Raw genomic sequence first — 13,540 nt, forward strand, 5'->3', positions numbered from 1 at the left:
GAGGACGGCTGTGGAACTCGCCCAAGTACGCCTGCTCGTCACCGACTTCGCCGCCTGCTACCGCTTCTACGCCGACGTCCTCGGCCTCAAGCCCCAGTCGGGCGCGACGGACGGACCGTACGAGAAGTTCAGCCCCGCCACCGGCTCGGCCGGCATCGCGCTCCAGGACCGCTCGATGATGGCCGAGGTCCTGGACGAACTCGGCGGCACGGCCACCGGTCACCGCTCCCTGGTGGTGCTCCGCGTGGACGACCTGGACACCTACTGCGCGCAGCTCACCGCCCGCGGCGCGACCCTCCTGAACGGCCCCGCCCCCATGACGGACCGCATGCGCGTGGCCCACCTCAAGGACCCGGAGGGCAACCTGGTGGAACTCCAGGAGTGGCTGCTGCTGCGCGGCTGAGCGCGGGCGCACGGTCCGGGGAGCGCCCGGCGCGCGCGTGGCCGTATGCGCTCTTCCGTCGGACGGTGCGCGGTGGCAGTCTGCTGTCCATGGGGGCGTTGAGGCAGATCTGGCGTCGGCCGCGCGGGGTGCGGACGGTGGGTGCGGTGGTGCTCGCCGTGCTGGCCGTGGGCGGGCTCTCCGCCTGCGATCCGGCCGGTGCGGTCAGTTCCGCGACCGTGTCCTACACCACCGACCAGCTGGTCACCAAGGAGCTGAACCGGCAGAAGGCCGACGTGAGTTGGCTGACCTGTACGGCCTCGTACGACAACGGCGACCGGACGCCGAGCGCCAGTGTGAACACCGTGGCCACCGTCGACTGCGAGGGGAAGACGAGGGACGGCAAGGACATCACCGTCAAGGGCAAGGTGACCCGGACCGTGAGCGGGGCGTGTGTGCGGGGGAACCTGACCGCCACCGTCGGCGGCAAGCAGTGGTTCCGCGTGGACGGACTCGGGAACTGCAACGCCACGCCCACCCCGCCGGTCAACAACCCGAACCAACCCGGCCCCACCGTCACCGTGACCGTCACCAAGACCATCTGGTGCCAGCGGGACCCGCAGTGCTGGCCCGACGGCAAGTGATCGAAACCTCTGTGCACGGCGACCGCGCGTGCATAGGGTGATCGGGTGACACAGCCTGCGACGTCTGCATATCTCCGGTTTCCGCATCTGCAGGGCGACTTGGTGGCCTTCACCGCCGAGGACGACGTGTGGCTCGCGCCGCTCGACGGCGGCCGCGCCTGGCGGGTCAGCGCCGACAACGTCCCGGTCACCCACCCCCGGATCTCGCCCGACGGCACCACCGTCGCCTGGACCTCGGCCCGCGACGGCGCCCCCGAGGTGCACATCGCCCCGGTCGACGGCGGACCCACCAGGAGACTGACGTACTGGGGCAGTTCCCGCACCCAGGTGCGCGGCTGGACCCCCGACGGCGAGGTCCTCGCCATCACCACTCACGGCCAGGCGAGCCTGCGCCGCAGCTGGGCGCACACCGTCCCGCTCGACGGCGGCCCCGGCACCACCCTGCCGTACGGGCCCGTCGGCCATGTCGCGCACGGCCCGGCGACCGTGCTCCTGTCCGCCCCCATGGGTCGCGAGGCCGCGTGGTGGAAGCGCTACCGGGGCGGTACCGCGGGCAAGCTGTGGATCGACCGCGAGGGCGACGGGGAGTTCGTACGGCTGCACGACGACCTCGACGGCAACATCGAGTACCCGGTGTGGGCGGCGGACCGGATCGCCTTCCTCTCCGACCACGAGGGCACCGGCGCGCTCTACTCCTCGCTTGCCGACGGCTCCGACCTGCGCCGTCACACTCCCCTCGACGGCTACTACGCCCGGCACGCCTCCGGAGACGGCACCCGGGTCGTCTACTCCTCCGCCGGCGAGCTGTGGATCCTCGACGATCTCGACGGCGCCGAACCCCGCCGCCTGGACGTCCGGCTCGGCGGCCAGCGCGTCGACCGGCAGCCGTTCCCGGTGAACGCCGCCCACTGGTTCGGCTCGGCCGCCCCCGACCACACCGCGCGCGGCAGCGCGGTCGCCGTGCGCGGAGCCGTCCACTGGGTCACCCACCGCGCCGGACCGGCCCGCGCCCTCGCCGTCGAACCCGGCGTGCGGGCCCGGCTGCCCCGCACCTTCCGCACCGAGGGCGAGGAGTGGGTGGTGTGGGTGACGGACGCCGAGGGCGACGACGCCCTGGAGTTCGCACCCGCCACCGGCCTCGCCCCCGGCGCCACCCCGCGCCGCCTCGCCGCCGGACAGCTCGGCCGGGTCCTGGGCCTCGCCATGGCCCCCGACGGCAGCCGGGCCGCGGTCGCCGCGCACGACGGCCGGGTCCTGCTCGTCGAGCGGGAGACCGGCGAGGTCCGTGAGGTCGACCGCTGCGAGGACGGCGACGTCCGCGGCCTGACCTTCTCGCCCGACTCGGCCTGGCTCGCCTGGACGCACCCCGGCCCCGGCCCGCTCTCCCAGCTCCGCCTCGCCAACACCACCGACCTCTCGGTCACCGAGGCCACCCCCCTGCGATTCCAGGACTACGCCCCCGCCTTCACCCTGGACGGCAAGCACCTGGCGTTCCTGTCCAACCGCTCCTTCGACCCGGTCTACGACGAGCACGTCTTCGACCTGGCCTTCGTGGTCGGCGACCGCCCGCACCTGATCACCCTCGCCGCGACCACCCCCTCGCCCTTCGGGCCCCAGCGCCACGGCCGCCCCTTCGAGACCCCCGACAAGGACGAGACCCCCGACAGCGAGGGCACCCCGACCACCCGCATCGACCTGGAGGGCCTCGCCGACCGGATCGTGCCCTTCCCGGTCGAGGCGGGCCGCTACTCCAACCTGCGCGCGGCCAAGGACGGCGTCCTGTGGCTGCGCCACCCCGTCCAGGGCGTCCTCGGCGCCTCCCGGGCCACCCCGGACGACCCCGACCCCAAGACCGACCTCCAGCGCTACGACCTCGCCCAGCAGCGCCTCGAACACCTCGCGGGCGACGCCGACCACTTCGCCGTCAGCGGTGACGGCAAGCGGGTGCTGCTGTGGACCGACGGCCGGCTGAAGGTCGTACCGAGCGACCGGCGGGCCTCCGGCGACGAGGACAGCGACACCAACATCACCGTCGACCTCGGCCGGATCCGCCAGACCGTCGACCCGTCGGCCGAGTGGCGGCAGATGTACGACGAGACCGGCCGCATCATGCGGGACCAGTTCTGGCGCCCGGACATGAGCGGCGTCGACTGGGACGGCGTCCTCGACCGGTACCGGCCCGTCCTGGACCGCCTGGCCACCCACGACGACCTCGTCGACCTCCTGTGGGAGGTGCACGGCGAACTCGGCACCTCGCACGCCTACGTCACCCCGCGCGGCGGCCACGGCCACGGGCCCCGGCAGGGACTCCTCGGCGCCGACATCTCCCGCCACGAGGACGGTCCGGGGGGATCGCCGCTGTGGCGCATCGACCGCATCCTGCCGAGCGAGACCTCCGACCCGCACGCCCGTTCCCCGCTCGCCGCACCCGGGGTCGCGGTCCGCGCCGGGGACGCGATCGTCGCCGTCGGCGGCCACCCGGTCGACCCGGTCACCGGCCCCGGACCGCTGCTCGTCGGCACGGCGGACAAGCCCATCGAGCTGACCGTCTCCCCGTCCGGCGGCGGCGAGCTGCGCCACGCCGTCGTCGTGCCGATCTCCGACGAGGAGACCCTGCGCTACCACGCCTGGGTCGCCGACCGCCGCGCCTACGTCCACGAGAAGTCGGGGGGACGGCTGGGATACCTCCACGTCCCCGACATGCAGGCCCCCGGCTGGGCCCAGATCCACCGCGACCTGCGGGTGGAGGTGGCCCGCGAGGGCCTCGTGGTGGACGTGCGCGAGAACCGCGGCGGCCACACCTCCCAGCTGGTCGTGGAGAAGCTGGCCCGCAGGATCGTCGGCTGGGCGGTGCCCCGCGGGATGCGGCCGTACAGCTACCCCTGGGACGCGCCCAGGGGGCCAGTCGTGGCGGTGGCCAACGAGTTCTCCGGCTCCGACGGCGACATCGTCAACGCGGCGATCAAGGCGCTGGGCATCGGCCCGGTCGTCGGCACCCGCACCTGGGGCGGTGTCATCGGCATCGACAGCCGCTACCGCCTGGTCGACGGCACGCTGATCACCCAGCCGAAGTACGCGTTCTGGCTGGAGGGCTACGAGTGGGGCGTGGAGAACCACGGCGTCGACCCGGACGTGGAGGTCGTACAGCGGCCGCAGGACCACGCGGCGGGGAGGGACGTACAACTGGACGAGGCGGTGCGGCTGGCTCTGGAGGCGCTGGAGGAACGGCCGGCGAAGACTCCGCCGACCACGCCTCGTTAAGATGCCTCAGGACCTCTACGGAAGGAACCGCATGGCAGGGGAACCCCAGGACGACTGCCTGTTCTGCAAGATCGTCGCAGGTCAGATCCCGGCGACCATCGTCCGCGAGACGGACACCACCGTCGCCTTCCGGGACATCAACCCGCAGGCCCCCACCCACGTCCTGGTGATCCCCAAGGCCCACTACGAGAACGCCGCGGCCCTCGCCTCCGCCGCCCCGGAACTCGCCGCGGACGTCCTGCGCGAGACCCAGGCCGTCGCCGACGACGAGAAGCTGGAGAGCTACCGCACCGTCTTCAACACCGGCAGCGGTGCGGGCCAGACCGTCTGGCACGCCCACGCCCATGTGGTCGGCGGCCGCGGCCTCCAGTGGCCCCCCGGATAACTCCCCATGTCCGTACGTGAACTGGTCGTCCTCGGCACCGCCAGCCAGGTCCCCACCCGGCACCGCAACCACAACGGCTACCTGCTGCGCTGGGACGGCGAGGGCCTCCTCTTCGACCCCGGCGAGGGCACCCAGCGCCAGATGCTGCGCGCCGGGGTCGCCGCCCACGACCTCAACCGCATCTGCGTCACCCACTTCCACGGCGACCACTCACTCGGCCTCGCCGGAGTGATCCAGCGCATCAACCTCGACCGGGTCCCGCACGAGGTCACCGCCCACTACCCGAAGTCCGGGCAGCGCTTCTTCGACCGCCTGCGGTACGCGACGGCGTACCGCGAGACGGTCGCGCTCACCGAGGCACCGGTCGCCGAGGACGGGGTGATCGCACGGACCGCCGGCTACACCCTCGAGGCCCGCAAGCTCTCCCACCCCGTCGAGTCCTACGGCTACCTCCTGACCGAGCCCGACGGCCGCCGCATGCTCCCCGACCGGCTCGCCGCGCACGGCATCAAGGGACCCGACGTCGGCCGGATCCAGCGCGAGGGCTCACTGAACGGCGTCTCGCTCGACGACATCAGCGAGGTCCGCCGCGGCCAGCGGTTCGCGTTCGTCATGGACACCCGCCTCTGCGACGGCGTGCACGCGCTCGCCGACGGCGCCGACATGCTCGTCATCGAGTCGACGTTCCTCGACGAGGACGAGCAACTCGCCGTGGAGCACGGTCACCTGACGGCTGGTCAGGCGGCGCGGGTCGCCCGGGACGCCGGTGTGCGGCATCTCGTGCTGACCCACTTCAGCCAGCGCTACTCCGACCCGGACGAGTTCGAGCGGCAGGCGCGGGCCGCCGGGTACGAGGGCGAGCTGACCGTGGCCCACGACCTGCTGCGGGTGCCGGTTCCGAAACGGCGGTAGAGCAGCCGTACGATGCTTTGATGTCCCTCCCCAAAGCTGAACTGCACCTGCACATCGAAGGCACCCTGGAGCCGGAGCTGGCTTTCGAGCTGGCCGCGCGCAACGGCGTCGAGCTGCCCTACGCCGCCACGGACGAGCTGCGCAAGGCGTACGCCTTCGAGGACCTCCAGTCCTTCCTGAACCTGTACTACGAACTCATGGCCGTCCTGCGCACCGAGCGGGACTTCGAGGACCTGGCGAACGCGTACCTCGCCCGGGCCGCCGCGCAGGGGGTGCGGCACGCGGAGATCTTCTTCGACCCGCAGGCGCACATCGCGCGGGGCGTGGGGATGGGGACGGTCGTCGAGGGGCTGTGGCGGGCGCTGGGCAGCAGCGTGGAGAACCACGGGATCTCCACCCAGTTGATCATGTGCTTCCTGCGGGACGAGTCCGCGGAGTCCGCACTGGAGACGCTGGAGGCCGCGAAGCCGTATCTCGACCGGATCGTCGGGGTCGGCCTCGACTCCGCCGAGGTGGGGCATCCGCCGGTGAAGTTCCGCGAGGTGTACGAGGCCGCGGCGGCGCTCGGGCTGCGGCGGGTGGCGCATGCGGGGGAGGAGGGGCCGCCGTCGTACATCGTCGAGGCGCTGGACGTGCTCGGGGTGGAGCGGATCGATCACGGGCTGCGGTGTGTGGAGTCGCCGGAGCTTGTCGCGCGGCTGGTGCGGGATCGTGTGCCGCTGACCTTGTGTCCCCTGTCCAACGTGCGGCTGCGGACGGTTGACGTGCTGGGTGATCATCCGTTGCCGGCGATGTTGGATGCGGGGCTTCTTTGCACGGTGAACTCTGACGACCCTGCGTACTTCGGGGGGTATGCGGGGGACAACTTCGAGGCGGTGCGGGTGGAGTTGGGGTTGGGGGAGGAGCGGTTGCGGGAGCTTGCCCGGAACTCCTTCCTTGCGGCGTTCCTTGAGCATGATGAGGAGCTGCGGGGTCGGTATCTTGCGGAAGTTGATGCGTACGAGTTCTGAGGTGCGTTGTCGGGTGCGGGTGCTTCGTGGCTTGTCGCGCCCACGCGGCGGAGCCGCATATCGACACAGCCCCGCGCCCCTGACCGTCTTAAGCAGCCGTTGCTTTGTCGTAGGCCTGGGTTTCCACCTGGATCTCCACCACCGGCAAGGTCCTGCGGCCGGCACCCAGCGCTACCGCCGTCATCGGGGCCGCGATCAGCAGCAGGCCCGCTGCCAGGACCGTGCCCATCACCGGGAAGCCTGCCTGGGATGCGAGGACACTGCCCGTCAGGGGGCCCGCTGCTGTGCCCAACGACGACGCCGAGCCGACCAGGACCGCCCAGCGGCCCCGGGGGTCCAGGGAGGCGGCCAGGCCTATGACGTACGACAGGACGATCGGGTAGAGGGTGTTCCACGCGATCTCGCCGGTCGCGAAGGTCGTGAGGTCCGTCGCCGAGGCGCTGAGGGTGATGCAGGCGGCGATGAGGACCGTGCCGCCGCCGATGGGGAGGGCGCGGCCGAGGCGCGGGCCGAGGGCGCCCGCGCCGACGACTCCCAGCAGGCCCGCGCCGAGGGCGATGGCGAAGACCGCGCCGACCGTCGTCTCGGAGAGGTGGGCCTGGGTGAGGCCGATGCGGCCGCTGACGCCCCAGAGGGCGTTCTGGGTGAGGGACCAGCAGGGGGCGGTGGCGGCCAGGAGGAGGCCGGCACGCAGGTGGGGGAGGGGAGCGGTCGCCGTGTCCCGGCTGGGGGCGGGGGTCGTGGCGAGCGGGAGACGGCCCGTCAGGGGCCAGACCGCCAGGGCGGTGAGGGCGATCGCCGCGAGCGGCTGGCCGTGGCCCTGGCCCAGGTGGGGGACGGTCAGGTAGACGACGCCCGCGAGGGCGGAGACGCCCAGCAGGCCGGCCGTGGTGGTGCGGTGCGGGTCGGGCTGGGCGGCGATGCCGGTGGCGGCCACCGCGGTCGCCGTACCGGATCCGAAGCCGCCGATCAGGGCACCCACGACGACCGCGGGGACGGCGTGGGCCAGGGCGGCGCCGCCGTAGCCGAGGACGGCGAGGGCCAGGCCGACGCGGGCGAGGGTGCGGGGGCCGAGGCGGTCCACGCGGGAGGCGAGCAGGAAGCCGGCCGAGGCCGAACTCAGCAACAGGGCACTGCCGACGGCGCCCGCCTCGGTGGCGGTCAGCGAAAGACCCGAGTCGAGTCTGCCGACGGTGGTGGGGAGGAGATAGGGGGCGAGGTACCCGGCCGTGAAAAGGGCGACGAGGGGCCAGGGCAGGGTGGAGCGACGGGCGAACACGGGCGTTCCCAGGGCATGCGAAAGAAGCGGCTCAAAAAAAAAGGGGGGTGGGCGCAGGCCGTCGACGGACAGGAACGCGCGAAGAATTTGTATCAAGCACGCGGTTGCGGAGACAGCCCGGAGGGCGTGATCTGGATCACGATCCGTTTGGGGTGGGTGATGCCGGGTAGGCGAGCCGCTTTTCGGTGTGGCTAGCGCCAGTTCGGGGCGCCTCCCGTGCCCGGTGCCGTCGCCTCGATCTTGCCCCTGATCTCCCGCATCACCGTCACGATCTGCCGCTCGTGCTCCGGCGTCAGCCGGGCGACCGGCACCGAGCAGCTGATGGCGTCCTGGGCGGGGGAGTCGTAGCGCAGACAGAACCCGAAGCCGACGATGCCGAGGACCCCCTCCTCGCGGTCGACGGAGTAGCCCCGGGCCCGGGTCTCGGCGAGGTCGGCCAGCAGGGAGTCGCGGGTCGTGCGGGTGTTCGGGGTCAGTGCCTCGTAGGGCCCCTCGGGGAGCCGTTCGTCGGGCCACTCGGCCAGCAGTGCCTTGCCGAGCGCGCCCACGTGCGCGGGCAGACGGCGGCCCACCCTGCTGATGGTCCGCAGGTATTCGTGGGACTCCCGGGTCGCCAGGTACGCCACGTCCCGGCCGTCGAGCCGGCCCATGTGGATCGTCTCGCCGAGCGCCTGGGACGCCTCGTCGAGATACGGGCGTACGGCCCGCACGCGCGGGTCGGAGTCGAGGTAGCTGGTGCCGGCGAGCAGGGCGTGGATGCCGATGCCGTAGAGGGAGCCGGTGAGGTCGGTGCGCACCCAGCCGCGCGAGATCAGGGTCTGGAGCAGCGCGTACATCGAACTGCGGGGCACGCCCAGCTCGTCCGCGAGCTCCTGGAGCCGGGCCGGGCGGTCCCCGCGCGCGGCCAGCAGTTCGAGCAGCTCGACCGTGCGGGCCGCCGACTTCACCTCGCGGACGCCACCTGTCTCCGACATGCGCCGATGGTAGTCGGGGCGTCCGACCCGAAGCCGACCCCATTGACGAGAACGGTTCGCCTATCTAATCTCCATCTCCATACGTGGATGACATCTACATGGGGAGATGAGCAGTGGGGACCCTCCACGCGGACACGGTCCGACGGCTGCGGGACGGCATGGCACGCGGTGTGCTGTCGTTCCCGCTCACGAGCTTCCACGACGACGGCACCCTCGACCCGGACGGCTTCCGTGCCCATGTCGCGGCCCAGATCGCCACCGGACCCGGCGCGGTCTTCCCCGCCTGCGGCACCGGCGAGTTCTTCTCGCTCGACGAGGACGAGTACCGGCAGGTCGTCACCGTCGCGGTCGAGGAGGCCGGCGGACGCGTGCCCGTCGTCGCCGGGGTCGGCTACGGCTGGGCGCAGGCCGCCCGGTTCGCCCGGATCGCCGAGGAGGCGGGCGCCGACGCGCTGCTGGTGCTCCCGCACTACCTGGTCGCCGCCCCGCAGGACGGGCTCGTCGCCCAGCTGGAGCAGCTCGCCGCCCGCACCCCGCTGCCGCTCATCGCCTACCAGCGCGGCCAGGTCTCCTTCGGCGTGGCCGCCTTCCGCCGGATCACCGCGATCCCCGGGGTCATCGGGCTCAAGGACGGGCACAGCGACCTCGACCGGCTCCAGCGGCTCACCCTCGCCGCCCCCGAGGACTTCCTGTTCTTCAACGGCGCCGCCACCGCCGAGATCCAGGCCCGCGCCTACGCCGCCGTCGGCGTCCCCGCCTACTCCTCGGCCGTCCACGCCTTCGCCCCCGAGATCGCCGACGCCTTCTTCACGGCCCTGTCCGACGGCGACGACGGGACCGTGGAGAAACTGCTGCGCGACTTCTACGTCCCGCTCGTCGAGCTCAGGGACCGGGTGCCCGGATACGCGGTGTCGCTGGTGAAGGCGGCGGCACGGCTGCGGGGCCGCCCGGTGGGACCCGTACGCGCCCCCCTCACCGATCCGACGGCCGCCGACCTCGCGGAACTCCGGCAGCTGCTGACCACCGGCCTCGACCTCGTAGGAGCCGCACTGTGAACCTCACGATCACCGACGTCCGGCTGACCCCGATCCTCGTCGCCGACCCGCCCCTGCTGAACACACAGGGCGTGCACCAGCCCTACACGCCCCGGCTGATCGTCGAGGTGGAGACCGCGGACGGGGTGACCGGCGTCGGGGAGACCTACGGCGACACCAAGTACCTCGAACTGGCACGGCCGTTCGCCGCGAAACTGGCCGGGCGCAAGGTCAGCGACCTCAACGGCCTGTTCACGCTCGCCGACCAGGTGGCCGTCGACTCCTCCCGCATCTCAGGACAGGTCGACGTCGGAGGACTGCGGGGCGTGCAGACCGCCGACAAACTGCGCCTGTCCGTGGTCTCCGCGTTCGAGGTGGCCTGCCTCGACGCCCTCGGCAAGGCGCTCGGGCTGCCCGTGCACGAGCTGCTCGGGGGCAAGGTGCGCGACGCCGTGGAGTACAGCGCCTATCTCTTCTACAAGTGGGCCTCCCACCCCGAGGGCGTGGCCGCCGAGAAGGACGACTGGGGAGCGGCCGTCGATCCCGCGGGAGTCGTCGCACAGGCCCGGCTGTTCACCGAGCGGTACGGATTCACCTCCTTCAAGCTCAAGGGCGGGGTGTTCCCGCCGGACGAGGAGATCGCGGCGATCCGGGCGCTCGCCGAGGCGTTCCCGGGACATCCGCTGCGGCTCGACCCCAACGGGGCGTGGAGCGTGGCGACCTCGCTGGAGGTGGCCCGGGAACTCGGGGACGTCCTGGAGTACCTGGAGGATCCCGCGCTCGGCACGCCGGCGATGGCCGAGGTCTCCGCGGGGACGACGGTGCCGCTGGCCACCAACATGTGCGTGACCACCTTCGCCGAGATCGAGGAGGCGTTCACCCGGGACGCCGTACAGGTGGTGCTCTCGGACCACCACTACTGGGGCGGGCTGCGGAACACCCAGCAACTCGCCGCGATCTGCCGGACGTTCGGGGTCGGGATCTCCATGCACTCCAACACCCACCTGGGCATCAGCCTCGCCGCGATGACCCATGTCGCGTCCACCGTGCCCGACCTCCACCACGCCTGCGACTCGCACTACCCGTGGCAGTCGGAGGACGTGCTGACCGAGCGGCTGGAGTTCGAGGGCGGGTCCGTGACCGTCTCCGACGCGCCCGGCCTCGGCGTCGAGCTCGACCGGGAGAAGCTGGCGTTCCTGCACCGGCGGTGGCTCGACGACGACGGCTCCATGCGGGAGCGGGACGACGCGGCGGCGATGCGGGTGGCCGAGCCGGGGTGGGTCACGCCGGCGGTTCCCCGCTGGTAGCGGTGCGGGCGCTGGTGGCGGTGCGGGCGCCGGTAGGGGTGCGGCGCTGGTAGGGGTGCGAGGCTGGTAGGGGTGCGGGGCCGAACCTCTGGAGGCTGACGTGGCACGCGGCTGGTTGTCGGTCCCGTGGTGCAGACTGGGCTGATCGGCACCACCGCAGGGAGCACACCGTGAGCGCGTCCACCGGGAAGGGACCGTCGTACAAGGCCCAGGTCGACCCCCTGGCCGCAGTGCGCACACCCGGAGATCCGCCCTGGGACGTCTATCTCACCGGCACCGTCTTCCTCGACATCGTCTTCACCGGACTCGGCTCCGCCCCGGTGCGCGGGACCGAGTCCTGGGCCCGCGGCATGGGATCCAGCCCCGGCGGAGTGGCGAACATGGCGACCGCGCTGGCCCGGCTCGGCCTGCGCACCTCGCTGGCGGCGGCCTTCGGCGACGACCACTACGGCGAGTACTGCTGGGACGCGCTGGAGCAGGGCGAGGGCATCGACCTCTCACCGTCCCGCACCGTCGCCGGCTGGCACTCACCGGTCACCGTCTCCATGGCCTACGAGGGCGAGCGCACCATGGTCTCCCACGGCCACGAACCGCCCCCGGAGGAACCCGCCCCGGACTGCCCGCCCCGCGCGCGGGCCGCGATCGCCTCGCTGGAGCCCGGCCGACGCGCCCCCTGGATCGCCCAGGCCGCCCGTGGGGGCACCCGGATCTTCGCCGACGTCGGCTGGGACGAGACCGGGGCGTGGGACCTCGCCGGCCTCCCCGACCTCGCGCACTGCGAGGCCTTCCTGCCCAACGCGGAGGAGGCCATGCGGTACACCGGTGCCACCGGCCCCCGGGAGGCCGCCCACGCCCTCACCGAGCATGTGCCGCTCGCCGTGGTGACCCTGGGCGCGGAGGGCGCGTACGCCGTGGACCGGCGCACCGGTGAGACCGCCGAGGTCCCGGCCATCGAGGTCGAGGCGATGGACCCGACCGGCGCCGGGGACGTCTTCGTGGCCGGCTTCGTCACCGGCACCCTCGCGGGGTGGCCGCTGGCGGACCGGCTGGCCTTCGCCGGCCTGACCGCCGCGCTCTCCGTCCAGGAGTTCGGCGGCTCGCTGTCCGCGCCGGGCTGGTCGGAGATCGGCGCCTGGTGGCGCCGGGTCCAGTCCGTCGCCACCCAGGACCCGGCCGCCCTGCGCCGGTACGCGTTCCTCGCCGGCCTGGTCCCGGAGGAGGAGACCCCGGCCTGGCCCTTGCGCAGGGCGGTGCCGACGATCGGGTTCGGCAGATCGGCGTGACGTGCTGGGGCGGCGCGGGTTCGGTGGCGGGGTGAGCCCCGGGGCGGCGTGGGTTCGGTGGCGGGGTGAGTCCCGGGGCGGCGCGGATTCATTGACGGCGTGCGCCCCCGTCTCGACGTGCGCCTCAGGTTCGCGTGAGCCCCTGGTCGGCTTGCGCCCCCGCTGGCCTGGGGCCCGGCCGGTGGTAGCCGCCCGGCCGGTATGAGCACCCGGTGGCTTGGGGTCAGAGCTCCGGGGCCCGCTCCAGCACTGAGATCACCTGCTCCCGGACCACCTCGCCGGCCTCGGCCGGGAGCGCCCCGACCGCCGTGCCGCCCAGGGCGTCGAGCACCCTGTCCGCTTCCCCTGAACAGGGCACGCTCTCGCTGAGGAAGTCGTAGCCGTCGCGGACGGCGACCCGTAGCACGCGACCGCCCTCCCCGGTCGCGTGCACGGCCGTCGCGACGACCAGCGGCGGCGGTCCGCCCGCCGCCTCGGCCACCTTGCGGTAACCGCTGACCAGCGGTTCGTCCCAGTGCAGGCTCAGCAGCAGCGGCTTCTTGGCGAGCACCTCGGCGAGGTCCGTCTCGAAGAGACCCTCCGCCGCCAGCACCCGCGCCCGGGCGTCCAGGACGAGTGCCGCGGGCAGCAGACAGCGCAGGGTGCTGCCGACGACGTTCCCGCCGACCGTCGCGGTCCGCCGCACCGCCCCCGTGCCGATGCCCGACGCGGCCCGGTGCAGCACCTCCGGCACCCGCTCGTCGATCCGGTGCAGCAGGACCGCCGCCCCGACCTCACCGGCCCCGAGGACGTTCGCCTCCGGGACCTCGCGCAGCGACACGGCCTGCTCCGGGAAGCCGTCACGTTGCCAGGCGGCCCACACCAGCGTCGCGCCGCCGACGGGTATCGCCCCGTCGCTCAGACACTCCTGTGCCTCGGGCAGGGTCGTGGGCAGACGCAGCAGCACGGGCTTCCCGCTTTCTCCATGGGCCTTCGCCACCGTCTTCGAACACGCGTGGCAGCGAGCGCATTCTCCCCAGGGCCCGGGGGGAGCATGCAGGGCTCACCGCGGCAACCAGGGCGCTCCGGC

General features: G+C 72.8%; 12 protein-coding genes. 9 read left to right on the forward strand and 3 right to left on the reverse strand.

Translation table 11 applies throughout. The annotated features are described in order from the left end of the window. Positions 1-10: 10 nt before the first annotated feature. The 6 genes from AQJ54_RS08140 to AQJ54_RS08165 all read left to right on the forward strand — a co-directional run bounded on the left by AQJ54_RS08140 (position 11) and on the right by AQJ54_RS08165 (position 6,594). Positions 11-403, forward strand: coding sequence for a VOC family protein (locus AQJ54_RS08140; RefSeq protein ID WP_062027688.1), 393 nt, complete (start codon positions 11-13; stop codon positions 401-403). 89 nt (positions 404-492) lie between these two features. Next, positions 493-1,026, forward strand: coding sequence for a hypothetical protein (locus tag AQJ54_RS08145; RefSeq protein ID WP_062235493.1), 534 nt, complete (start codon positions 493-495; stop codon positions 1,024-1,026). Between the two features lie 45 nt (positions 1,027-1,071). After that, positions 1,072-4,287 (forward strand): S41 family peptidase, encoded by a 3,216-nt coding sequence (locus AQJ54_RS08150; protein ID WP_062235495.1) that lies wholly within the window; start codon positions 1,072-1,074, stop codon positions 4,285-4,287. Between the two features lie 31 nt (positions 4,288-4,318). After that, on the forward strand, positions 4,319-4,672 hold the full coding sequence (locus tag AQJ54_RS08155; protein ID WP_020136241.1) for a histidine triad nucleotide-binding protein: 354 nt from the start codon (positions 4,319-4,321) through the stop codon (positions 4,670-4,672). Positions 4,673-4,678: 6 nt separating this feature from the next. After that, a complete protein-coding gene (locus AQJ54_RS08160) occupies positions 4,679-5,584 on the forward strand; it encodes a ribonuclease Z (RefSeq protein ID WP_062235498.1) in 906 nt (301 codons plus the stop codon). A 20-nt stretch (positions 5,585-5,604) separates the two neighbouring features. Next, positions 5,605-6,594 (forward strand): adenosine deaminase, encoded by a 990-nt coding sequence (locus tag AQJ54_RS08165; protein WP_062235501.1) that lies wholly within the window; start codon positions 5,605-5,607, stop codon positions 6,592-6,594. Between the two features lie 88 nt (positions 6,595-6,682). Here AQJ54_RS08165 and AQJ54_RS08170 read toward each other — a convergent pair whose 3' ends face one another. Continuing rightward, on the reverse strand, positions 6,683-7,873 hold the full coding sequence (locus tag AQJ54_RS08170) for an MFS transporter (RefSeq protein WP_062235504.1): 1,191 nt from the start codon (positions 7,871-7,873) through the stop codon (positions 6,683-6,685). A gap of 191 nt (positions 7,874-8,064) precedes the next feature. Then, positions 8,065-8,847: an IclR family transcriptional regulator gene (locus AQJ54_RS08175; RefSeq protein ID WP_062235507.1), complete on the reverse strand. Its 783-nt coding sequence runs from the start codon at positions 8,845-8,847 to the stop codon at positions 8,065-8,067. Positions 8,848-9,005: 158 nt separating this feature from the next. Between AQJ54_RS08175 and AQJ54_RS08180 the strand changes: the two genes are divergently transcribed. The 3 genes from AQJ54_RS08180 to AQJ54_RS08190 all read left to right on the forward strand — a co-directional run bounded on the left by AQJ54_RS08180 (position 9,006) and on the right by AQJ54_RS08190 (position 12,471). Then, the gene (locus tag AQJ54_RS08180) at positions 9,006-9,902 is read left to right on the forward strand and encodes a 5-dehydro-4-deoxyglucarate dehydratase (RefSeq protein WP_062237028.1); all 897 of its coding nucleotides are present in this window, start codon (positions 9,006-9,008) and stop codon (positions 9,900-9,902) included. Next, complete coding sequence (locus AQJ54_RS08185) at positions 9,899-11,188, forward strand: glucarate dehydratase family protein (RefSeq protein ID WP_062235510.1); 1,290 nt, start codon at positions 9,899-9,901, stop codon at positions 11,186-11,188. Before AQJ54_RS08180 ends, AQJ54_RS08185 begins: the two co-directional genes overlap by 4 nt. Positions 11,189-11,358: 170 nt before the next feature. Beyond that, positions 11,359-12,471, forward strand: coding sequence for a carbohydrate kinase family protein (locus tag AQJ54_RS08190; RefSeq protein ID WP_062027702.1), 1,113 nt, complete (start codon positions 11,359-11,361; stop codon positions 12,469-12,471). 223 nt (positions 12,472-12,694) lie between these two features. Here the strand turns inward: AQJ54_RS08190 and AQJ54_RS08195 are convergent, their stop codons facing one another. Further along, complete coding sequence (locus tag AQJ54_RS08195) at positions 12,695-13,417, reverse strand: FAD binding domain-containing protein (RefSeq protein WP_062235512.1); 723 nt, start codon at positions 13,415-13,417, stop codon at positions 12,695-12,697. Positions 13,418-13,540: the final 123 nt, after the last annotated feature.

Source organism: Streptomyces griseorubiginosus (genome assembly GCF_001514195.1).
Classification (GTDB): domain Bacteria; phylum Actinomycetota; class Actinomycetes; order Streptomycetales; family Streptomycetaceae; genus Streptomyces; species Streptomyces griseorubiginosus.